Origin of the sequence: Flavobacterium aquidurense, assembly GCF_031458035.1 — a bacterium.
In the GTDB taxonomy this organism is placed as follows: Bacteria; Bacteroidota; Bacteroidia; order Flavobacteriales; family Flavobacteriaceae; genus Flavobacterium; species Flavobacterium aquidurense_C.
Map to the genome: position 1 here is coordinate 1 of NZ_JAVDXR010000005.1, position 22,043 is coordinate 22,043.

General features: G+C 33.6%; 21 protein-coding genes. 7 read left to right on the forward strand and 14 right to left on the reverse strand.

Features of this window, described 5'->3' with window-relative positions; translation table 11 throughout:
• The first annotated feature begins 228 nt into the window (after nucleotides 1-228).
• The gene (gene pafA / locus J2X17_RS09250) at nucleotides 229-1,866 is read left to right on the forward strand and encodes an alkaline phosphatase PafA (protein WP_310296794.1); all 1,638 of its coding nucleotides are present in this window, start codon (nucleotides 229-231) and stop codon (nucleotides 1,864-1,866) included.
• A 143-nt stretch (nucleotides 1,867-2,009) separates the two neighbouring features.
• Here pafA and ald read toward each other — a convergent pair whose 3' ends face one another.
• Nucleotides 2,010-3,128, reverse strand: coding sequence for an alanine dehydrogenase (gene ald / locus J2X17_RS09255; RefSeq protein ID WP_310296795.1), 1,119 nt, complete (start codon nucleotides 3,126-3,128; stop codon nucleotides 2,010-2,012).
• A 199-nt stretch (nucleotides 3,129-3,327) separates the two neighbouring features.
• On the opposite strand from ald, the gene J2X17_RS09260 reads away from it, so the two are divergent.
• Complete coding sequence (locus J2X17_RS09260; protein WP_041516998.1) at nucleotides 3,328-3,786, forward strand: Lrp/AsnC family transcriptional regulator; 459 nt, start codon at nucleotides 3,328-3,330, stop codon at nucleotides 3,784-3,786.
• A gap of 61 nt (nucleotides 3,787-3,847) precedes the next feature.
• Here the strand turns inward: J2X17_RS09260 and J2X17_RS09265 are convergent, their stop codons facing one another.
• Together J2X17_RS09265 and J2X17_RS09270 are read right to left on the reverse strand one after the other, a co-directional pair.
• The gene (locus J2X17_RS09265; protein ID WP_310296799.1) at nucleotides 3,848-5,296 is read right to left on the reverse strand and encodes a glyceraldehyde-3-phosphate dehydrogenase; all 1,449 of its coding nucleotides are present in this window, start codon (nucleotides 5,294-5,296) and stop codon (nucleotides 3,848-3,850) included.
• Nucleotides 5,297-5,526: 230 nt separating this feature from the next.
• Entirely contained in the window at nucleotides 5,527-6,927 is a 1,401-nt protein-coding gene (locus J2X17_RS09270; RefSeq protein WP_310296800.1) for a S1C family serine protease, read from the reverse strand.
• 139 nt (nucleotides 6,928-7,066) lie between these two features.
• On the opposite strand from J2X17_RS09270, the gene dapF reads away from it, so the two are divergent.
• From dapF to J2X17_RS09290, 4 genes are all read left to right on the forward strand, one after another.
• Nucleotides 7,067-7,849, forward strand: coding sequence for a diaminopimelate epimerase (dapF, locus tag J2X17_RS09275; RefSeq protein WP_310296802.1), 783 nt, complete (start codon nucleotides 7,067-7,069; stop codon nucleotides 7,847-7,849).
• A gap of 100 nt (nucleotides 7,850-7,949) precedes the next feature.
• Entirely contained in the window at nucleotides 7,950-8,483 is a 534-nt protein-coding gene (locus J2X17_RS09280; protein ID WP_310296804.1) for a GNAT family N-acetyltransferase, read from the forward strand.
• A gap of 10 nt (nucleotides 8,484-8,493) precedes the next feature.
• Complete coding sequence (mltG, locus tag J2X17_RS09285; protein ID WP_310296807.1) at nucleotides 8,494-9,534, forward strand: endolytic transglycosylase MltG; 1,041 nt, start codon at nucleotides 8,494-8,496, stop codon at nucleotides 9,532-9,534.
• A gap of 481 nt (nucleotides 9,535-10,015) precedes the next feature.
• Nucleotides 10,016-10,663, forward strand: coding sequence for a peptidoglycan-binding protein LysM (locus J2X17_RS09290; protein ID WP_310296809.1), 648 nt, complete (start codon nucleotides 10,016-10,018; stop codon nucleotides 10,661-10,663).
• Nucleotides 10,664-10,719: 56 nt separating this feature from the next.
• Here J2X17_RS09290 and scpA read toward each other — a convergent pair whose 3' ends face one another.
• From scpA to dnaA, 11 genes are all read right to left on the reverse strand, one after another.
• On the reverse strand, nucleotides 10,720-12,852 hold the full coding sequence (gene scpA / locus J2X17_RS09295; protein WP_310296811.1) for a methylmalonyl-CoA mutase: 2,133 nt from the start codon (nucleotides 12,850-12,852) through the stop codon (nucleotides 10,720-10,722).
• Nucleotides 12,853-13,148: 296 nt separating this feature from the next.
• The gene (locus J2X17_RS09300) at nucleotides 13,149-13,385 is read right to left on the reverse strand and encodes a hypothetical protein (RefSeq protein WP_310296812.1); all 237 of its coding nucleotides are present in this window, start codon (nucleotides 13,383-13,385) and stop codon (nucleotides 13,149-13,151) included.
• A 45-nt stretch (nucleotides 13,386-13,430) separates the two neighbouring features.
• A complete protein-coding gene (locus J2X17_RS09305; protein WP_310296814.1) occupies nucleotides 13,431-14,795 on the reverse strand; it encodes a methylmalonyl-CoA mutase subunit beta in 1,365 nt (454 codons plus the stop codon).
• A 17-nt stretch (nucleotides 14,796-14,812) separates the two neighbouring features.
• Nucleotides 14,813-15,139 (reverse strand): FtsB family cell division protein, encoded by a 327-nt coding sequence (locus J2X17_RS09310; protein ID WP_310296815.1) that lies wholly within the window; start codon nucleotides 15,137-15,139, stop codon nucleotides 14,813-14,815.
• A gap of 158 nt (nucleotides 15,140-15,297) precedes the next feature.
• Entirely contained in the window at nucleotides 15,298-15,906 is a 609-nt protein-coding gene (gene udk / locus J2X17_RS09315; RefSeq protein WP_310296817.1) for a uridine kinase, read from the reverse strand.
• A 254-nt stretch (nucleotides 15,907-16,160) separates the two neighbouring features.
• Nucleotides 16,161-17,042, reverse strand: coding sequence for an SDR family oxidoreductase (locus J2X17_RS09320; RefSeq protein WP_310296819.1), 882 nt, complete (start codon nucleotides 17,040-17,042; stop codon nucleotides 16,161-16,163).
• 74 nt (nucleotides 17,043-17,116) lie between these two features.
• Complete coding sequence (locus J2X17_RS09325; protein ID WP_310296821.1) at nucleotides 17,117-18,244, reverse strand: methionine aminotransferase; 1,128 nt, start codon at nucleotides 18,242-18,244, stop codon at nucleotides 17,117-17,119.
• Nucleotides 18,245-18,295: 51 nt separating this feature from the next.
• Nucleotides 18,296-18,700 carry an energy transducer TonB gene (locus J2X17_RS09330; RefSeq protein WP_310296822.1) on the reverse strand — a complete coding sequence of 135 codons (405 nt, stop codon included), beginning with the start codon at nucleotides 18,698-18,700 and terminating at the stop codon, nucleotides 18,296-18,298.
• A gap of 21 nt (nucleotides 18,701-18,721) precedes the next feature.
• A complete protein-coding gene (locus J2X17_RS09335) occupies nucleotides 18,722-19,435 on the reverse strand; it encodes an SAM-dependent methyltransferase (protein ID WP_072973224.1) in 714 nt (237 codons plus the stop codon).
• A 96-nt stretch (nucleotides 19,436-19,531) separates the two neighbouring features.
• Nucleotides 19,532-19,999, reverse strand: a complete 468-nt coding sequence (locus tag J2X17_RS09340; protein WP_310296825.1) for a low molecular weight protein-tyrosine-phosphatase — start codon at nucleotides 19,997-19,999, stop codon at nucleotides 19,532-19,534.
• Between the two features lie 9 nt (nucleotides 20,000-20,008).
• Nucleotides 20,009-21,436 carry a chromosomal replication initiator protein DnaA gene (gene dnaA / locus J2X17_RS09345; RefSeq protein ID WP_072973220.1) on the reverse strand — a complete coding sequence of 476 codons (1,428 nt, stop codon included), beginning with the start codon at nucleotides 21,434-21,436 and terminating at the stop codon, nucleotides 20,009-20,011.
• Nucleotides 21,437-21,622: 186 nt separating this feature from the next.
• Between dnaA and J2X17_RS09350 the strand changes: the two genes are divergently transcribed.
• A complete protein-coding gene (locus J2X17_RS09350; protein ID WP_310296827.1) occupies nucleotides 21,623-22,027 on the forward strand; it encodes an acyl-CoA thioesterase in 405 nt (134 codons plus the stop codon).
• Nucleotides 22,028-22,043 lie beyond the last annotated feature (16 nt).

Below are 22,043 nucleotides of genomic sequence, written 5' to 3' on the forward strand. Positions count from 1 at the left end.
GGCATCCTTTTGCGATACCTAAAAACCTTCATTTAAACTCAAAACCACAATCGCAAAAGATATAGCGGACAGCCCGGCCCGGAGGGAAACGCCCAGATTATATGTATTCTATCAACAATATATCATCTTGTTTTTGTTAAATAAAAATCAATTTTGGGTTTTAATTTAGCCTTGGTTAGCCATTTTAAATGCGAATCAGTATTTTTGTGTAAATATTATAATTTAAGTATGAAAAAAAGTATTGTATTGTTGACATTGTTTGTTATCTCAAATTTAAGTGCTCAACAACGCCCTAAGTTGGTTGTAGGTATTGTAGTGGATCAAATGAAAATGGAATATTTGTATCGATTTTCAGATGATTTTTCTCCGAATGGTTTTAAGAGATTAATGAATAATGGATATACTTTTCAAAATATGCATTATAATTATATGCCAACTTACACTGCTCCGGGGCATGCTTCAATTTATACCGGTACGACTCCAGCAACACACGGAATTGTTGGTAATGAGTGGTATAGTAGAACAGCTGGTAAAGAAATGTATTGTACAGATGATGCAGGTGTGAAAACTGTTGGTGATGGTACACCTGAAGAAGGTGCAATGTCTCCTAAAAATCTTCAAAGTACTACTATTACCGATGAAGTAAGAATGGCTACCAACTTTGAAGGTAAAGTTATCGGAATTAGTCTTAAAGACCGTGGTGCAATTTTGCCTGCGGGTCATTTTGCAAATTGGGCATTTTGGTACAGTAAAACAGGCTCTTTTATTTCTAGTACTTTTTATGGTGAAAAATTACCGGAATGGGTGACTCAGTTTAATAATGAGAAGCATTATATGTCGTATATTAATAAAGGTTGGGATTTGTATAAACCAGCTTCGACTTATAATGAAAGTTTGCCAGACAATAATCCTTATGAGGGTAAACTATATGGTAGTGCCGCACCTGTTTTTCCGTATGATTTGAAAACTATGTACGAAAAAAATGATGCAGGAATTCTAAGAGCTACTCCTTTTGGAAATGATTTACTGGCAGAATTTGCAAAGAAAGCTATTGAAAAAGAGGATTTAGGAAAAGATAATATTACTGACTTTTTAACGGTTAGTTTCTCATCTACAGATTATGTTGGACATTTACTTGGGCCACGTTCAATGGAACTTCAAGACACTTATTTAAGATTGGATGAAACTATAGCTGACTTCTTGGCTTATTTGGATAAAACAGTTGGGAAAGGAAATTACTTGCTTTTCTTAACTGCCGATCATGCTGGTGCTGAAAATGTTATCTATCTAAAAGATCGTAAATATAATGTAGACAATTATCCATCCAAAGATGTTAAAAAAAGTTTACAAGATTTTTCAGTTAAGACTTTCGGTGTGGACTTAATTCTGAATTACTCTAATTTTAATATTTTCTTCAATAAGCAAGTTATGAAAGATAAAGGTTTGGAATTAGCGAATGTAAAAAAAGCATTTAAAGAATTTTTGATTTCACAGCCTCAAGTTAAAAGAGTTTATACTGAAGAAGAAATTCTGGCTAATTCCGGAAATGATTATTATTTAAACTTTGTAGCAAAAGGATATGATGTTACTCAGGATGGTGATATGGTTGTCATTGATAAACCTGGTGATATTGAATATTCGGCTACAGGAACTTCACATGGTACACCTTACAGTTATGATACTCATGTGCCGGCTATATTTTACGGATGGCATATTAAAAAGGGAGAATCATACGATAAAAAAGCTATCACAGAAATTGCTCCAACTATAGCGCAAAAGATTAAGGTTGCTTTTCCTAATGGAACTGAGGCAAAAGTACTGCAGGAAGTTTTAGATGAGAAAATCGAGAAGGGTGAGAAAAAATAAGAAAAAATAATTTTTTCTATTTCTACATAAAGTTAAACCTGTCATTATTTTATGACAGGTTTTTTTATGCTCAAAAAAAAGGCTTTTCAATTAAGAAAAACCTTTTAATAGTGTTTTAGTAAGCACTTATTATGATGTTAGCACTATGCGTTTGCTAACACTAATTCTTCGTTGTAAGGAAGATTCCAAGCTTCAGCAACTCCTTTGTAAAGGATTTTTCCATTAGCAATGTTTAGTCCTTTTTTCAATTCTTCGTTTTCGTTACAAGCTTTTTCCCATCCTTTATTTGCTAATTGAACAGCGTAAGGTAAAGTAGCATTTGTTAAAGCTAAAGTTGATGTGTAAGGAACAGCTCCTGGCATATTAGCTACGCAGTAGTGAACAATATCATCAATGATAAAAGTTGGGTTTTCGTGAGTTGTTGGTGTACAAGTTTCGATGCAACCTCCCTGGTCAACAGCAACGTCAACTACAACAGTTCCCGGACGCATTAATTTAAGCATGTCACGAGTAATTAAGTGAGGTGCTTTTGCACCTGGAATTAAAACCGCGCCAACAATTAAATCGGCATCAGCAATTGCTCTTGTAATGTTATAATGGTTAGACATTTCTGTATTTACGTTTGCCGGCATGATATCGTCAAGTTGACGTAAACGTGGCAAACTTAAATCCATAATAGTTACTTGTGCTCCTAAACCAGCAGCCATTTTTGCAGCCTGAGTTCCTACGATTCCTCCACCTAAAACTAATACTTTAGCTGGCGGTACACCTGGAACACCACCTAAAAGGATTCCTCTTCCTTTTAATGGTTTTTCAAGATATTTTGCTCCTTGCTGAATAGCCATACGACCAGCAACTTCAGACATTGGCACTAATAATGGTAAACTACGATCTGCTTTTTCAACTGTTTCGTAAGCTAAACATACAGCACCTTTTTCAAGCATTGCATGAGTTAATGGTTCTGATGAAGCAAAGTGAAAGTAAGTGAAAAGTAACTGATCTTTTTTGATTAAAGGATATTCAGAAGCAATAGGCTCTTTTACTTTAATGATCATTTCAGCAATAGCATATACCTCTTCAATAGTTCCTAAAACTACAGCGCCGGCACTTGCATATTCATCATCGCTAAATCCACTTCCTAAACCTGCAGTCGCTTGAACATAAACTGTATGCCCATGTTTTTTCATTTCAGAAACTCCAGCTGGAGTTAATGCTACACGATTTTCGTTGTTTTTTATTTCTTTTGGAACACCTATTATCATATCGTTATATTTTTAAATTTTATTGAATTTATTTTACAAAGCTACAGATAGAGAATATATTAATGATATTGGTCTTATAAATAAGAAAATATTATTTTATTTTATACTTTTACAGAAAAATATTCTTTTTGAATCGATTTTAGATTCTCAAAAAAGAAAAAATGACTAAATTTTACTAATTAAAGAAAACGTTTTCGTTATGGCTTTAGATGAAATTGACAAAAAAATCTTACGACTTTTGCAGGAAAATGCCCATTATACTTTAAAGGACATTGCAAATAAAATAAATCTGTCCCTTACACCGGTTCATGATAGGGTTAAACGTCTTGAGAAAGAGGGGGTTATAGAGAAATATGTTTCAATTTTAAACAAGAAAAAACTCGGAAATAACCTTACTGTTTATTGTCAGGTTACCTTAACAAAACAGACTTATGATACTTCTGAAGGATTTAATCAATCGATTTTGAATTTACCAGAAGTAGTGGAATGCAATTATGTGTCCGGAAATTTTGATTATATGCTTAAAATTATCATTCCGGATATGGAAAGTTATCACCATTTTCATCAAAAGAAACTATCAATTTTACCAGAAGTTTCTCTTATTAATACGGTTTTTGTAATCTCTGAAGTTAAAAGTACAACGGTTTTGCCGATTTAATTCAAACAAAAAACCATCAAGAAACTTGATGGTTTTAAGCAATAGTGGTTTTGGTTTTATATTAATAGTAGGTAAAACGTCTTACTTTGGCAATATATTTTGCTAAACGAATTACTTGATGACTATAGCCATATTCGTTGTCATACCAAATATAAAGCACAATATTTTTTCCATCTTTAGATACAATTGTTGCATTGCTATCATAGATTGATGGAGCAGAAGTTCCTACTATATCAGAAGAAACCAATTCATTATTCAAAGAGTATTTAATTTGCTCTACAAGCTCACCTTCCAGAGCATATTTTTTCATGATTTTATTAATAGCGGGAATTGACGTTGCTTTTTTAACTTCTAAATTTAGAACTACCAAAGAACCGTTTGGAACCGGAACACGAATAGCATTTGAAGTCAGTTTTCCTTCAAGCGAAGGTATTGCTTTTGCCACTGCACTTCCTGCGCCAGTTTCGGTAATAACCATATTTAGCGCTGCTGCTCTGCCGCGTCGGTATTTTTTATGCATATTATCAACCAGATTCTGGTCATTTGTATACGCATGAATGGTTTCTAAATGACCTTTTGTAACACCTAAAGTATCTTCAATTACTTTTAAAATTGGAGTAATAGCATTTGTTGTGCATGAAGCCGCCGAAAAAATATTTGTATCGTCTGGATTGTATTCATTGTGATTAACACCATGAACGATATTCGGAATTCCTTTTCCTGGTGCTGTCAATAATACTTTGCCAACCCCTTTTGAAATTAAATGCCTTTTTAAAGTTTCTTCTGATGTAAAAGCCCCGGTATTATCAATAACTAAAGCATCATTTATTCCGTATTGTGTATAGTCTATTTCTTCCGGAGTATTGGCACTTATAATGTGAACGGTGGTTCCGTTAATGATTAAAGCATTATTCTTTGGATCAGCAATTACTGAACCCTGAAAATCTCCATGTATTGAATCATATCTTAAAAGAGAAGCTCTTTTCTCTAAAATTGATGCATCATTTTTGTCGCGGGTTACAATTGCTCTCAAACGCAATTGGTTTCCTTTGCCCGTTTTTGACATTAACTCTCTGGCTAACAAACGTCCAATTCTTCCAAAGCCGTATAAAACAACATCTTTTGGTTGAATTTCTTTGGTTGATTTGGCTTTTTTCAATTTTTCCATTACAAAATATCTTGCATCTGGATATTTATCTTCTTCTAAAAGATATTCGTAGGTAAGTTTTCCTAGATCTAATTTTGCAGGTGGAAAATCTAATGTCAAAATTACTTTTGCAATTTCAACAGAATCAAAAACGCTGATAGGTTTGCCTACGAATTCGCCTGCATATTGATGCAAATTGATTATGTCACTGACATTTTTATCCAACAATTGGTTTTTAAATAAAACCATTTCAATGGATTTGTCATACCATAAATCACTTATGACTTTTATTAATTCGACTCCAGCTCTTCTTCGGTCGACTTGTAACGATACCTCTTTTTGGTACAAAGATTTTTTACTCATAATTGATTAAATTGAAAAAAATAAAATGCTCACTATTTTAAAATTTGGCGCAAAAGTATCCATTTCAATCGATTTCGTAAACTATTTTGTGATTTATTTTTAAAAATAAAAAAGCCACCTTATTTCTTCAGGTGACTTTTTATGATAGGGTTTTTAACTAGTTTTCGGTCTCAGTCCCAGTATTCATTCTTTAGGAAACTGAAAACTGTGACTGAAAACTGCGACTATAATTAAATAATTATTCTGAAGATTTCTCCATTTTTATTTATCATTTCGATTCGAACACTTTGTCCTTCATCTTTTTTGCTTAAAAGTTTCGAAACGGTTTCAACATTTGTTGCTTTTACATTGTCGATGCTCAAAATGATATTGCCTTGCAGTTCATTTTGATATTGCATTAAATTGTCATTGGTTATGTTTTTAATTTTTACACCATAATCAATTCTGAATTTCTTCTTATCAGCGGCATCAATATTTTCTAATTCAATACCTTTAAACTCGGTGCTGAAAAATTCATTTTTACTTAAAGTTACCGGAACTGTTTTCGTTTGTCCATCTTTCATATAAGTAACTTTGACAACATCGTTTGGTCGTTTCGTGTTAATATAACCTGAAAGATCAGCATAAGTTGCGATGTTTTGATCATCTAATTTTACGATAATATCTCCTTTTGAAAGGCCAGCTTTTTCGGCTCCGGAATTTTTAGAAACTTTACTAATATAAAATCCTTGTGTTTGAGAAACTCCTAATTCTTTTGATGCAGTACTATTTAATTCACCACCTTCAACACCTAAAATACCTCTTTGAACATTGCCGAATTCCATAATGTCTTCGATAATTTTTCTGGCGATATTAGACGGGACTGCAAATGAATATCCAACATAAGAGCCCGTCATCGATGAAATCATAGTGTTGATTCCAATTAATTCTCCTCTTGTATTTACTAACGCTCCACCGCTATTTCCAGGATTTACAGCGGCATCAGTCTGAATGAATGACTGAATTCCGCTAGTATCTAAGTTTCTGGCTTTCGCCGAAACAATTCCGGCAGTTACGGTTGAAGTTAAGTTGTAAGGATTGCCAACTGCCAAAACCCATTCGCCAATTTTTACATTGTCAGAATTTGCAAAAGCAGTATATGGGAGTTTTTCATCGGCATTGATTTTTAATAGAGCGATGTCCATTTTTGAGTCGGTACCAATCAATTTCGCCGTGTATGATTTTTTGTTGTTTAAGGTAATTTCAATTTCAGAAGCATCTTTAATTACGTGATTGTTGGTCACAATGTATCCATCTTCAGAAATAATAACACCAGAACCAGTTCCTACTTGTTCCTGTTGTTGTTGACCGCCATATCCGTAGAAAAATTCCATCATCGGATTGCTGACTGTTCTTCTCGAAACATTTTTTACGTGAACTACAGTATGAATTGTCTTGTCTGCGGCTGCAGTAAAATCTACCGTTTCAGCAGATAGCGCTACATTCCTGCCGAATGAATTTGGGGCGAGAGTAACAACAGAATTTTCTCTTCCAAAAAAAGAATTGTTGCCATCAAATAATAATTTGTAAGCACCAAGTGTAGTAGCACCACTCAGTAATGACACTAAAAATAAGGTTGAAAATCTTTTCATAATTACAATTTATGTTTAAGTTACTAACGTAAAATTAAAGCAAAAAATTATTTGATAAAACGGTTTAACGCTCTTTAACAATCATTAACATTTCATTAATTAATAGTTCGTACTTTTGTAGTTATTTAATAGACTAAAAATGCAACTAGAATTTTATAAATATCAGGGTACCGGGAACGATTTTGTGATGATAGACAATCGTGCAAATTTCTTTCCAAAAGAAGATATTCAACTGATTGAACGTTTATGCGACCGAAGATTTGGTATTGGCGCAGACGGACTTATTTTACTGGAAAATGATTCGGATACAGATTTCAGAATGGTGTATTACAATTCTGACGGAAACGAAAGTTCGATGTGTGGTAATGGTGGTCGTTGTTTAGTAGCTTTTGCTAATCAATTAGGCGTTATCAACAGTCAGGCAATTTTTATGGCAACCGATGGTTTGCATCACGCTTCTGTTGGAGATGATGCCATTGTTTCGCTGCAAATGATTGATGTTGATGAAATACAAAAGAAAGATTCTTATACTTTTTTGAATACTGGTTCACCACATCACGTGCAGATTGTTGAAGATTTGAAAAATTATAATGTAAAAGATAACGGAGCATCGATTCGCTACGGTGAACTATATGGCGAAAAAGGAAGCAATGTTAATTTTGTGAAGAAAATTGATGAGGATACTTTTTCAGTTCGTACTTATGAAAGAGGTGTTGAAGATGAAACTTTAGCCTGTGGAACAGGAGTAACTGCGGTTGCAATTGCAATGAATGCAATTGGAGAAACGGATAAAACATCTATCAATTTAAATGTTGAAGGTGGAAAATTGGTTGTTTCTTTTGATAAAATTGGAGATCATTTTTCAAATGTTTTCTTAACTGGACCAGCAAAATTTGTTTTTAAAGGAACAATAGAGATATAAATTCCAATTTTTTAAATTTCAAATTCCAATTCCAAAGTTTGCAATCTAGAATCTGCATTCTACATTCTAAAATTTAAAATCTAAAATCTAAAATATTGAAATGATAACACTCAAAGGCAAAACTATTTATCTTCGTGCATTAGAACCAAATGATTTGGAGTTTGTGTATGCCATGGAAAATGATCAGAGCATTTGGGAAGTTAGTAATACCTATACACCTTATAGCCGTTTTTTAGTTCGTCAATATCTGGAAAATGCACAGCAGGACATTTATGAGGCTAAACAATTGCGATTGGCTATTTGTCAGGATGAAGATTTTCCTGCGATTGGATTAATAGATTTATTTGAATTTGATCCTAAAAATAATAGGGCGGGTGTGGGTATTGTGATACAAAATATAGAAAACAGAAACCAAAATATTGGTTCTGAAGCATTAGAGTTGCTGATTAACTATTCCTTTTATAATTTAAATCTGCATCAGCTTTATGCAAATATTAGTGTAGAAAATGCAGCAAGTATAGCTCTTTTTACTAAATTTGGTTTTGAGAAAATTGGAATAAAAAAAGATTGGATTTTGCTGAATAACCACTATCAAGACGAAGCAATTTTTCAGTTAATTAACAAACAAATTTAAAATATAAACTTTGAGCTTAAAAAAAATTATTACGATAACTGCCGTAGCCGTAATTTCGGTTTTAATGGTTTACGGATTCATTTTAATCAGCAGAATTTTTAGTTCCAACACTAAATTCGAAGAAAAAGAACTTTACGTTTATGTTCCTACCGGAGCAAATTATACTGACGTAAAAAAGATATTAGAACCTTACATCAAAAATTTCGACAATTTCGAAATGGTAGCCAATAAAAGAAACTATCCTGACAATGTAAAATCGGGTCGTTTTTTACTTAAAAAAGATATGAATAATATCGATTTGGTTCGTGCAATGCGTGCAAATGTTCCGGTAAAATTAGCTTTTAACAATCAGGAACGTTTAGAGAATTTTGCGGGAAGAGTTGGTTCTGAAATCGAGGCTGACAGTTTATCTTTAATGAAAGCTATTAAAGATTCAACTTTCATGGCAGCTAACGGTTTTAATGAAGACAATGTATTCGCCATGTTTATTCCAAATACTTACGAGGTTTATTGGAATACTTCTGCTGAGAAATTCCGTGATAAAATGATCAAAGAATATCACAATTTCTGGACGGATAAAAGAATTGCTGAAGCAAAAGCACAAGGCTTAACCCCGGTTCAGGCTACTATTTTGGCTTCAATTGTTCATAAAGAATCAGTTAAAAAAGACGAAAGACCAAGAATTGCCGGTGTTTATTTAAACCGTTTGCGTTTAGCAATGCCGCTGCAAGCAGATCCGACAGTAATTTATGCTTTAAAATTAAGAGATAATAATTTTGATCAGGTTATCAAAAGAGTGTTTTACAATGACTTAGTTATGAAATCTCCATATAACACTTACGTGAACATTGGACTTCCTCCGGGACCAATCGCAATGCCGGATATTACGGCTCTTGAAGCAGTTTTAAATCCGGAAAAAAACGACTACATCTATTTTTGTGCTAGTGTAGAACGTTTTGGATACCACGAATTTGCGGCAACTTTAGCAGAACACAACGTAAATGCAAAAAAATATTCAGACTGGATCGCAAGTCAGGGAGTAACCAGATAGTTTATTCTCTATTGATTCACTATAAACCGAAGCTTAAAAACTTCGGTTTTTTTGTGTTTACAATCGGCTAAAAAAAGATCTAGATTTATTGGCTTCGCATTCTATGAGTCAATTTTAAAAATTATAATCAAAAATAAGGAACGAATTATTCTTTTTTTTGAAATAAAAGTAAAAAATGAAGTTAAATCACACTGAATTAACCATAAAAAAAGTGTAAATATTGTAAGTTTAATAGTGTTATTTTAACAAATTTGCTAAAAAATTGGTAAAAATGACATTTTTCAAATTTATTTTCAGGTGGTTTTAGCGGGTGATAAATAGTTTGCATTAATCCTCGTAAACTGTATCAATAAAGGGATTACAGTATAATTTTAAATTGGTTGAAATGGTTAAGTTGTTGATTAACAGTATTATTTGTTTTTACTTATCTTTGCACCGTAGAAATTTCAGAGGGTGACAGCGTCTTGAAGAAAAACAATTTATGATAAAGAAATGGTATTTTTATGCGAGTTTAATCGTTATTATTACATTTTTAACTTTGGGGTTTAAACCCTTTAATATAGAAACAAAACCTTGGTTTCTAATAGAAAAAACAGATGGATCAGAATACATATTTCCATCGCAAGACAAGGATGACTATCCTGAATCAAACAATCTAAACGTTCCTTACACCGGAAATCATCTCGTAGGTTTTAAAGAAGCAGTTGCTTTTAAAGAGTCGCAGGGAAAATACCGAAAAGTAAATTCTCTTGGTTACATGGGAAAATACCAGTTTGGTTCTGAAGCCTTAAGAGCTATCGGTGTTCGCAATGACAAAGCCTTTTTAAAGAATCCCGCATTACAGGAAAAAGCATTTATTGCGTTATTATCCAAAAACAAATGGATTTTGCGTAATGAAATCGAAAAGTATGAAGGAAAGATTATTAATGGCGTTGCAATTACCGAATCCGGAATTTTAGCTGCAGCACATTTAGGCGGAGCAGGATCAGTTAAAAGTTTCTTCAAAAATCGAGGAACGAGGTATTTTAGAGATGCCTACGGAACTTCGTTAAGAAGCTACATGAAAGCCTTTGGTGGTTATGATTTATCTCATATTGAAGCAGATAGTAATGCTACAATAAACGATTAAAAGAATTAAAAAGCATAAAAAATCCCGAATTATCGGGATTTTTTTATGCTCTAAATTTAGTCAATTAATATTTCTAATATTTTGATCGCCGCTTCACTAATTTTAGTTCCTGGTCCAAAAATGGCAACAGCGCCGGCATCAAATAAGTATTGATAGTCCTGCACCGGAATTACTCCTCCAACAATAACCATAATATCTTCACGTCCATATTTTTTAAGTTCGTCAATAACTTGCGGAACCAATGTTTTATGTCCGGCTGCTAATGATGAAACACCTAAAATATGTACGTCGTTTTCGATAGCTTGTTTGGCAGCTTCAGCAGGAGTTTGAAATAGTGGACCTATGTCAACATCAAAACCTACATCGGCATAACCTGTGGCGACAACTTTTGCACCGCGATCATGTCCATCTTGTCCCATTTTTGCAATCATAATTCTGGGACGTCTTCCTTCTTGTTTGGCAAAGGCATCTGCTAATTGTTTTGCCTTTTCAAAATTCTCGTCGTTTTTTATTGCTGCACTATACACACCGCTAAAAGATTTGATTTGCGCTTTGAATCTACCAAAAACACTTTCCAGAGCATCGCTGATTTCACCCAAAGTTGCTCTTTCACGGGCAGCCTCAGTCGCAATTTCTAATAAGTTTCCTTGGCCGGTTTTGGCACAATGAATTAATTTTTCCAGTGATTGATTTACTTTTTCAGTATTTCTTTTTGCTTTTATTTCGTCAAGACGTTCAATTTGCTGCTTGCGAACCATTTGATTGTCTACATCCAAAATATGCAACGGATCTTCTTTTTCTAATCTAAATTGATTTACGCCCACAATAATATCTTCTCCGCTGTCAATTTTTGCTTGTTTTCTGGCGGCGGCTTCCTCAATTCGAAGTTTCGGAATTCCGGCTTCAATGGCTTTTGTCATTCCGCCTAATGCTTCTACCTCTTCAATTAATTTCCATGTCGCTTCTGCAACTTCATTCGTTAGGCTTTCAACATAATAACTTCCTGCCCAAGGATCAACAGTTTTGGTAATTTTAGTTTCTTCCTGTAAAAAAATCTGTGTATTACGGGCAATTCTCGCCGAAAAATCAGTTGGCAAAGCAATTGCTTCGTCAAGCGCATTCGTATGTAAAGATTGTGTCCCTCCAAAAGCAGCAGCAGTTGCTTCAATACAAGTTCTGGCTACATTATTAAAAGGATCTTGTTCTGTTAAACTCCATCCACTTGTCTGGCAATGGGTTCTTAATGCTAATGATTTATCACTTTTAGGATTAAATTGCTGAATTAATTTTGCCCAAATCATTCGGCCTGCTCTCATCTTGGCAATCTCCATAAAATGATTCATGCCAATGGCCCAAAAGAAAGAAAGGCGAGGAGCAAACTCATCAATTGTCATGCCGGTTGATAATCCCGTTCTGATGTATTCTAAACCATCGGCTAAAGTGTATGCTAATTCAATATCTGCAGTTGCACCGGCTTCCTGCATGTGGTAACCTGAAATTGAGATTGAATTGAATTTGGGCATTTTTTTACTCGTAAATTCAAAAATATCGGCAATGATTTTCATTGAAGGAGTTGGCGGATAAATATAAGTATTACGTACCATGAACTCTTTCAAAATATCATTTTGGATAGTTCCCGAAAGTTTTTCAATCGCGACGCCTTGTTCTTCTGCTGCCACGATATAGAAAGCCATAATGGGTAAAACAGCTCCATTCATCGTCATTGAAACCGACATTTCATCCAAAGGAATCTGATCGAACAATACTTTCATATCTTCAACAGAATCAATTGCGACACCTGCTTTTCCCACATCACCAACCACTCTTTCGTGATCTGAATCGTAACCACGATGTGTTGGCAAATCAAAAGCAATTGAAAGTCCTTTTTGTCCGGCAGCTAAGTTTCTTCTGTAAAAAGCATTACTTTCTTCGGCGGTTGAAAATCCTGCATATTGGCGAATAGTCCACGGGCGTCTCACATACATGGTTGCGTAAGGCCCGCGTAAATTAGGCGCATAACCAGCTCCGAAATCAAGAAATTCTAAATTCTCAATGTCTTTTTCAGAGTAGTTTTTTTTAAGCTCGATTCCTTCTGCCGTTAAAAAGCTGTTCGTCAAATCTTCCGACTTTTGACTTTCTGCTTTTAACTTTTGACTGTTCAGATTAATATGTTTAAGGTCTTTTCTCAATGGTAAAAAATATTATTTAGAATACGTTTAATTCACTATCTCTTGATGTGTGAAAAATGGATTTAATAACGACACAATTTTCATAAATCGAATAATGTATCGCGTAGGGAAAAGTTTTCAAAAATATGATTCGAATATTGTCATATCTTATTTGAATTGACAAGGGATCTTTTTTAAGGATTGCTATACTTTTTTGAAATGAATCATTAAATTTAATGGCTAATTTTGGATGTATGTCTTTATACCAAAGCAAAGATTTTTTATAATCTATTTTAGCTTCTTCAATAATTACTATTTTATAAATCATCTTCAATTTCTTTTAAAAAATCATCAATGTCAGTAACATTCTTAGGATTTTTTAAATAGTTTTCTGTTCGTTCCCTAACTTGATCAATTTGCCATTGCGGAATTTTGTAATGGTCATTTTGTACAGGTAAAATAATTACTTCTACTTCCTCTGCTATAAAATCATCTGGGAGAATAACGGTTACAGAATGATTTTTAACCGATAGTATTTGTCTAAATGCTTCCATAATTATTTTGGTTTATATTGAAATATAACGATTTGAAAATTATTTTTATTCTAGCTCAAGTCTTTCCTGTTCCAGTTTTTCGGCCAATCTTTTTTCTATAATGGGTGTAATTAATGTCTTTCTTGGTTTTATTTTTACAAAAGGAAACAATTCTAAATCGTGTTTCATTTTGTCGTCTTTATTTGGATATTTATTCGTCCCCAATAAAACTTCTTTTCTTGAATCGAATAATTCCTGCTCTTTGGCGGCACTTTCCTGAATTTTCTTTTTGATACTTCCGTCGTTCAGCAATTTTAAAAAACCTCCGTTTGCTTCAATATCTTTAAAAAGTGTCAAAGATTTTTCGGCCAATTGCATCGTTAAACTTTCAATATAATAACTTCCATCTGCGGGATTATCAACTTTATCGAAATAACTTTCGTGTTTTAAAACCAGCAATTGATTTCTGGCAATACGATCGCCAAATTCATTGTCTTTGTGGTATAAAGCGTCATATGGCAAATTTGCAACCGCATCGGCTCCACCTAAAATGGCCGACATACATTCGGTTGTGGTACGAAGCATGTTCACGTTATAATCGTAAATCGTTTTGTTACGTTTGGTTGGTGTAACCAATAAGTGGCAATCTAAATCGGAGTTATATTCATCGGCAATTAATTTGAAAAGCATTCGCAGAGCACGAAGTTTGGCAATTTCAAAGAAATAATTCGTTCCCACCGAAACCTGAAAAACAATTTGTTTTGGAATATTAGTCAGTCGATTTAAATATTCGTTGGCGTGCGCCAGACTATACGCAATTTGCTGGGTTATATTTGCACCGGCATTTTGATACAAACCAAGATCTATACTTACTAAAGAAAGATTTTTGGTGATTTTTGAAATGTTTTCAATCGTTTCAAAATTATTTTTGTCCGTTGTTGCCAGCCAGTTTCCTTCTCTTGCGAAATAACCAATCGGGTCGAGATTACAGTAAAAATGTGCTTTCTTTTGTAAAGAAATAGCGTCCAGTTTTTTTACGAAATCGATTGAAATAAAATTTAAATTGAAGTAAACGTTTCTGTTTTCTAAAGGAAGATTTTCTAACAATTTTTCAATGTCGATTTTTTCGTTGTGAATTGTAAAACGAAGACTTTCGGCACCTCTTTGAATAGTGTCAATGGCTCTTTGAATCGATTTCTCGATATCGTAAACAAATATATTTTGACAGATTTTAAAATCACCTGCTTTTGTTTGTACCGGAGCTGCTTTAGAGAATTCGTCTCTGTGATAAAATGGTTTTACCTGAATGTCTTCGGGAGAGTTCCAAATTACAGTTTGGTTGTAATCTGCTCCATCTAATTCAAACTGAATTTTTTGTTTCCATTGTTTGGATGAAATCGGACTAAAATCGTCGAATAGGGTAGTAGCCATCGGGTGGTTTTTTCTGATTATTCTTTATCTTGAATGGTGTCTCCTTCAAAATGAATGATGTATATGTCTTCGCTGTCTTTTTTCATAAAGTACTTTTCGCGCGCATATTTTTCTATCTGTTCAGGATTTTTAAGTTGTTTTATTTGTTCCTGATCTTTTTTGATTTCCTCTTTATAATAGGCTTTATTATCTTCGAGTTCATTAATTTGATTGTCTAAAAAACGATGATCAAAATAAGAGTAGTTGTCTAAAAATAACATCCAAACGACAAAAAACAGTAACACCCAAACATATTTATTGCCCAGGAATTTGAACCATGATTTGTCTTTGTAAGGGTTTGTCATTTTTATTTTTAATTTAACCGATTGTGTCTTAGAATCTTGAGTGGTTTTCTAGCCCCGATGGAGCCGATATCCTTTTTGTGGCTTTTTCTGCCATAAAAAGATAAAGGCGAGAGCGGGAAATAGCTCCTGATTTTTATGGAATAAATTTACAATAAAAATTATAAAATTCGCTGATTAATTACAGCACGAACTACATCAATTGCAACGGTATTGTATTTGTCATTTGGAATAATGATGTCTGCAAATGCTTTTGATGGTTCGATAAATTGCTCATGCATAGGTTTTAATGTGTTTTGATAACGGTTTAAAACCTCGTCAATATCACGACCACGCTCTGAAATATCTCTTTTTAAACGGCGCACTAATCTTTCGTCAGAATCGGCATGAACGAAAATCTTGATGTCAAAAAGTTCTCTTAATTCCGGATTTGTAAGGATTAAAATACCTTCAACAATCATTACTTTTCTTGGATGTGTAGCTACAGTATCGTCTGTTCTGTTATGCTGAATAAAAGAATAAACGGGCTGATCAATGGTTTCGCCTGCTTTTAAAGCTTTAAGATGCTTAACCAGTAAATCAAAATCAATAGATCGTGGGTGATCAAAATTAATTAATGCTCTTTCGTCAAAAGACAAATTGGTTGTTTCTTTGTAATAAGAATCCTGAGAAATTACACCAACTTCAGTGTCGGGTAATTCGGTCATGATTTGATGTACTACTGTTGTTTTTCCACTTCCTGTTCCTCCTGCAAGTCCAATAATGAGCATAAAATTGATGTTATATATTTGTTTGACAAAAATAATAATTTATGTGAATTGTTTAAGCATATTACTGATTTAAACCATATAAGTAATGTTAGTAAATTTAAACAAACGAATCTTTACATAAAGTCATACTTAATTGAACTTATATCACTTATATGGTGAAAATGATAAAAAAAATCCCGACAGCAATGCCATCGGGATTTAGTGCAATCAGTATAGTTTTAATAAAATATTCTGAATTTAGTAAGCACGTAAAATTATTTATTCTTTTTAGCTTTTATCATCATTTCAAGCTGATCCCAAAGTTCTTCTGGAATTGCTTCTAATAAATTGAATTGTCCGGCTCCTTTTAACCATTCGCCACCATCAATTGTAATAACGTCACCATTTACATAAGCTGAAAAATCAGACACTAAATAAGCGGCCAGATTTGCCAATTCCTGATGATCACCAACACGTTTCAAAGGCACTTTTTTGGCCATATCAAATTTTTCAGCAAGATCTCCTGGCAATAATCTGTCCCAGGCACCTTTCGTAGGGAATGGTCCTGGAGCAATGGCGTTAGAACGAATTCCGTATTTTGCCCATTCTACGGCAAGACTTCTCGTCATTGCCAAAACTCCTGCTTTTGCAGTGGCGCTTGGAACCACATACGCTGAACCTGTCCAGGCGTAAGTAGTAACAATATTTAAAATTGTAGCTGATGTTTGTTTACTGTCAATCCAGTGTTTTCCAAAAGCCAGTGTACAGTTTTTAGAACCTTTAAGTACGATATCTATAACAGTGTCAAATGCATTTGCAGATAAACGTTCTGTTGGCGAAATGAAATTTCCGGCAGCGTTGTTCAAAAGAACATCTACTTTTCCGAAAGCTTTTAAAACTTCCTGAAGCATATTTTCTACTTCTTCGTAATGACGAACGTCACATTGAAGTGGTAAACATTTTCCTCCGGTTTCAGTTTCAAGTTCGGCAGCAGTATTTTTTAGCTTTTCTAAATCTCTAGAAGTAATTGCTACCTGAGCTCCTAATTCTAAGAAATATTTAGTCATGGCTTTTCCTAAACCGCTTCCGCCACCTGTAACTACAATGACTTTTCCTTTTAAGGCGTCATCGCGCAACATTTTATCTGTATAGCTCATACTTTTCTTTTTTTACAATATTAATTAAAATAATAGGATGCATGCATAATAATGTTATAAAATTTTGATAAATTTTATATATCACATAGTTTTATTGCTGCAGACTCAAGTGTAAAGTCATCTTTGGCAAAGCAAAAGCGAATTAATTTTTGATCTTTATGATCGGAATAAAAGGTTGAAATAGGGATTGCTGCAACGCCATGATCTGTGATTAATTTTTTGCAGAAAGTTACATCATCGTCTTGCGAAATATTGGCATAAGAAGCAACTTGGAAATAAGTTCCTTCGCAAGGTTTTAATTCGAATCGGCTATTTTGAAGTAATTTTTGAAAATAATCACGTTTTTCCTGATAGAATTTCCCAAGCAGATTTACATCAACAATATCTAAATACTGACTAATTGCAACCTGACAAATGCTGTTCACGCTAAAAACCAAAAACTGATGCACTTTTTTGATTTCTTTCATTAAATATTCCGGTGCAATGGTGTAGCCAATTTTCCAGCCTGTAATATGAAATGATTTTCCGAAAGAGGAAACCATAATACAGCGATTTAAAAGAAAATTTTTGGTATGAGCAGAAATGTGTTTTTCTTCAAAAGTGATATATTCATAAACTTCATCAGACAAAACTAAAAGATCAGGATATTTTGAAAGTAATTTTTCAAGTTCTAAAAAATCATTTTCGTTTAAGATTTTCCCGGTTGGATTATGCGGATTATTTATGATAATCATCTTGCTTTTTGAATTACAAGCTTTTTCTATTGTTTCCCAATTTGGCGTGTAATCATCGTTTAACGCAACACGAACAGGTTTTGCGTTACATAATAAAACTGGAGATTCATAAGAATCGTAACTCGGATCAAGAATAATAACTTCGTCGTCAGTTTTAACTAAAGCTAAAATAGTCGTAAAAATTCCCTGAGTTGCTCCGGCGGTAACCAAAAGCTCTAAGTCAGGATTAATTGTTCTGTTGTATGAACTCTGAATTAATTTTGCAATCTGATTCATCAACGGCGGATATCCTGCCATGGGTGTATATTGATGAACATTTTCCTTTGATAATTTTGTAATTATATCTGTCAGTCTTTCATCAACAGGAAAATTTGGAAATCCCTGAGAAAGATTAATCGCATTATATTCGGCTGCCATTTTTGACATGACCGTAAAAATGCTGGTAGTTATATTTGGAAGTTTACTCATAATAAAGTTTGATTTGGGGAAAACTTTTGTGAGAAAGTACTAGAAAAGATTTTAATTTAAGACTATAGGTACAGAAAATAGAACTCGTACAACTTTATTGTTCTGTTTTCCAGGAGCCCATTTTGGAGATAAGTTTAAAACTCTAATAGCTTCATTTCCTGTCCCAAAACCAAGATCTCTTATGATTTTTATATCTTTCAGGGAGCCATCTTTTTCAACAACAAAAGTAGCATAGATTTTTCCTTTCAGGTTAGGTTTTTCTTTTGGCGTGGTGTAATTTTCGTCAATAAATTTGTGAAATTTATCTACTCCTCCTGGAAATTCAGGTTGAATGTCTAAAACATTAGCACTATAAATCTTATTATCATCTATAGAAATTGTAGTTTCAGTATTCCCAGATTGAGCAAATGTATTTTGTACAAAACAAATAAAAATAAGCAATAGAAACTTTTTCATATAGGTGGTTTTAAGGTTAGTTTACATTTTATGAATGATAAAAATTGTTGGTCTGTTATGTAAATCGACTTTTAATTTTTTCCAGTCAGAAACACGCATTGTTTTGATAAATTCTGTTGGCAACGTAATGTCTGTCGCAATGCAAAGATGCGTCGAAGGATTTACAATCTGTAAAATATCTTCCACTAATTTATTGTTTCTATAAGGCGTTTCAATAAAAATTTGAGATTGATTTTTATCCTGAGATAATTTCTCAAAATGTTTTAATGCCGATTTTTTCTCGTCTTTATCAATTGGTAAATAACCATTGAAGGTAAAGCTTTGTCCGTTCATTCCAGAAGCCATCATGGCTAATAAAATTGAAGATGGTCCAACTAAAGGCACAACCTGAATGCCTTTTTCGTGAGCTAATTTTACAATTACGGCGCCTGGATCAGCAACACCAGGACATCCTGCTTCGCTCATCAAACCGACATTTTTTCCTTCTAATAAGGGTTTTATAAAATCTAAATGTTCGCTTGGTTCAGTGCGCTTGTTCAGGGTGAAAAGTATCAGTTCTGATTGTTTTTTTTCCGGTGAAACTGCCTTTATTGATTTTCTGGCAGTTTTTTCATTTTCTACAATATAATGATCTATAAAATCGATGCTTCTTTTTACGGTTTGAGGCAAAACATCCATCGGATCGCTTTCGCCCATTGTAGTTGGAATTAAATATAGTTTTCCTAGAAGTTTCATGTTCGTTTTTTTAAATTGGTAAAACGGATTTTATAGCAAGTGAAGTTTCTTTTCAAGATTTTTTTTAAAGGAGAAAAAAAATGAAAAGTATGTAAATTAAGAATGTGCTTTGATTAATTTTTCGGCAATGATTTCGGCAACTTCGTCTAACATTTGATAAACATTGTCAAAACCATTAACGGCCCCAAAGTAAGGATCTGGTACATCTACATTTTCATCCGGAAATAATTCGTTTAAAATGAGGTGAACTTTATTTTTATGTTCAGGGGTTTTAGCAAGATGAATGACATCGCGGTAATTCGAATTATCCATAACATAGATATAATCGAATTCGTCAAAATCGGAAGTCTTAAATTGTCTTCCTTTTTGACTGTCAATAGATAATCCGTTTTTTTTTGCCACCGCTATCGAACGTTTGTCGGGAGCGTGACCTACATGCCATGATCCTGTTCCGGCTGAATCTACTATGAAATTTTCTTTTGGTAATTTTGATGCTAAAATACCTTCAGCTAAAGGTGATCTGCAAATATTTCCCAAACAAACCATTAAAATTTTTACCGGCATGATTCGCGTTTATAGCGTTAATTTTTTGTTGATGTCTTCGACAAACTTTTTGAATTGTTTGTCTGTAGAAACTAAGTTGTCAACTGTTTTACAAGCATGTAATACGGTAGCGTGATCGCGATCTCCAATTTGCGAGCCAATGTTTGCCAAAGAAGCTTTTGTGAATTTCTTTGCAAAAAACATAGCCAATTGTCTCGCCTGAACAACGTGCCTTTTCCTCGTTTTAGATTGAAGTGTTTCAATATCCAACTGGAAATAATCAGACACAATTTTTTGAATATAATCGATAGAGATTTCTCTCTTTACATTTTTAACAAATTTCTCTACAACGCTTTTCGCTAACTCGATCGTTACCTCTTTTTTATTGAAAGAAGATTGAGCAATTAATGAAATAATTGCACCTTCAAGCTCACGAACATTCGTTTTGATATTACGGGCAACATATTCAATAATATCTTCCGGCATCTCAACACCATCACGATATAGAATGTTTTTCAGAATCGAAATACGTGTTTCGTAATCCGGCTGATGTAATTCAGCAGATAATCCCCATTTAAAACGGGATAATAAACGTTGCTCGATATCCTGCATGTCAACAGGCGCTTTGTCCGAAGTTAAAATTACCTGCTTTCCGTTTTGGTGCAGATAATTAAAAATATGGAAGAACACGTCCTGAGTTCCTGATTTTCCAGATAAAAACTGAACATCATCAATAATCAAAACATCGATTAACTGATAAAAGTGAATGAAATCATTACGATTATTCTTTTTTACCGAATCAATATATTGTTGCGTGAAAATTTCGGCAGAAATATATAAAACCGTTTTTTCAGGATATTTGTCTTTTACTTCAACACCAATAGCATGTGCTAAGTGCGTTTTTCCTAAACCAACTCCACCAAAAATCAATAAAGGATTAAATGATGTTCCTCCAGGTTTATTGGCAACAGCCATACCTGCAGAACGGGCTAAACGGTTTGAATCTCCTTCAAGGAAATTATCAAAACTGTAATTCGCGTTTAATTGCGACTCAATTTTTAAATTTCTAATTCCGGGAATTACGAAAGGATTTTTAAGTTCAGGATTTAAGTTTTTAAACGGAGCATCAACCTCTTGCGGTTTCATTGGCACTCTGTTAGCACTTGGCAACTGTTCGGTAAACGGTTGTTTATTGCCATAAGTGTTCTCCATTTTAATTTTATAGAGTAACTTTGCGTTTTTTCCTAGTTCTTTGGTAAGCGCAACTTTCAATAATTTAACGTAGTGTTCTTCTAACCATTCGTAGAAAAATTTACTTGGTACCTGAATATATAATGCGTTGTCGGTTAGCTCAACTGATTTGATTGGTTCGAACCAAGTTTTGTATGCTTGATCTTGAATATTGTCTTTTATAAAGGACAAACAGTTTTCCCATACCGATTGAGCAGTTTTAGTCATAGATTCAGATAAATTTTTTATTATTGATAAAGATTTTCCTAGTAAAAAAGGAGCAAAATTTTTCCGTATTTCAGGATAACAAATATGTGAACAAATTTCTGTAAAAAAAAATATTTTGGGGTCTAATTTTATAAAAAAATGTTGTAAGTGAACTTTAGGAAGCTAATTTTTTTTAATCAATAAATAATGAAAAATCATCAAACGCAAGTGCGTGTTCGTTACTCTGAAACAGATCAAATGGGTGTTGTTTATCACGGAAATTATGTTCCCTATTTTGAGATAGGACGCGTGGAATGGCTTAGAAACAAAGGGATTTCGTATAAAAGTATGGAAGAAAGCGGAATCGGATTACCGATTGTTTCGATGCAAATAAATTATAAAAAATCGGCGCGATACGACGAGCTTCTTACTATTCATACGGCTTTCAAAAGTCAATCTTCTGTCAAGATTGAATTCGACTGCGCTATCTATAATGAGGCAAATGAGTTATTAACAACTGCGGTGTTTATTTTAGTATTTATTTCGTTAAAATCAGGTCGTCCAACTGCCCCTCCTGATTATATTTTAGAATTATTTAAAACACTTGTGTAATTGTTAAAATGAGATA

Bases quoted from the DNA above. Each gene is read 5' to 3' on its own strand.
- pafA (WP_310296794.1), top strand. From the start codon at position 229: ATGAAAAAAAGTATTGTATTGTTGACATTGTTTGTTATCTCAAATTTA.
- ald (WP_310296795.1), bottom strand. From the start codon at position 3,128: ATGATAATAGGTGTTCCAAAAGAAATAAAAAACAACGAAAATCGTGTA.
- J2X17_RS09260 (WP_041516998.1), top strand. From the start codon at position 3,328: ATGGCTTTAGATGAAATTGACAAAAAAATCTTACGACTTTTGCAGGAA.
- J2X17_RS09265 (WP_310296799.1), bottom strand. From the start codon at position 5,296: ATGAGTAAAAAATCTTTGTACCAAAAAGAGGTATCGTTACAAGTCGAC.
- J2X17_RS09270 (WP_310296800.1), bottom strand. From the start codon at position 6,927: ATGAAAAGATTTTCAACCTTATTTTTAGTGTCATTACTGAGTGGTGCT.
- dapF (WP_310296802.1), top strand. From the start codon at position 7,067: ATGCAACTAGAATTTTATAAATATCAGGGTACCGGGAACGATTTTGTG.
- J2X17_RS09280 (WP_310296804.1), top strand. From the start codon at position 7,950: ATGATAACACTCAAAGGCAAAACTATTTATCTTCGTGCATTAGAACCA.
- J2X17_RS09290 (WP_310296809.1), top strand. From the start codon at position 10,016: ATGATAAAGAAATGGTATTTTTATGCGAGTTTAATCGTTATTATTACA.
- J2X17_RS09300 (WP_310296812.1), bottom strand. From the start codon at position 13,385: ATGGAAGCATTTAGACAAATACTATCGGTTAAAAATCATTCTGTAACC.
- J2X17_RS09305 (WP_310296814.1), bottom strand. From the start codon at position 14,795: ATGGCTACTACCCTATTCGACGATTTTAGTCCGATTTCATCCAAACAA.
- J2X17_RS09310 (WP_310296815.1), bottom strand. From the start codon at position 15,139: ATGACAAACCCTTACAAAGACAAATCATGGTTCAAATTCCTGGGCAAT.
- udk (WP_310296817.1), bottom strand. From the start codon at position 15,906: ATGCTCATTATTGGACTTGCAGGAGGAACAGGAAGTGGAAAAACAACA.
- J2X17_RS09320 (WP_310296819.1), bottom strand. From the start codon at position 17,042: ATGAGCTATACAGATAAAATGTTGCGCGATGACGCCTTAAAAGGAAAA.
- J2X17_RS09325 (WP_310296821.1), bottom strand. From the start codon at position 18,244: ATGAGTAAACTTCCAAATATAACTACCAGCATTTTTACGGTCATGTCA.
- J2X17_RS09330 (WP_310296822.1), bottom strand. From the start codon at position 18,700: ATGAAAAAGTTTCTATTGCTTATTTTTATTTGTTTTGTACAAAATACA.
- J2X17_RS09335 (WP_072973224.1), bottom strand. From the start codon at position 19,435: ATGAAACTTCTAGGAAAACTATATTTAATTCCAACTACAATGGGCGAA.
- J2X17_RS09340 (WP_310296825.1), bottom strand. From the start codon at position 19,999: ATGCCGGTAAAAATTTTAATGGTTTGTTTGGGAAATATTTGCAGATCA.
- dnaA (WP_072973220.1), bottom strand. From the start codon at position 21,436: ATGACTAAAACTGCTCAATCGGTATGGGAAAACTGTTTGTCCTTTATA.
- J2X17_RS09350 (WP_310296827.1), top strand. From the start codon at position 21,623: ATGAAAAATCATCAAACGCAAGTGCGTGTTCGTTACTCTGAAACAGAT.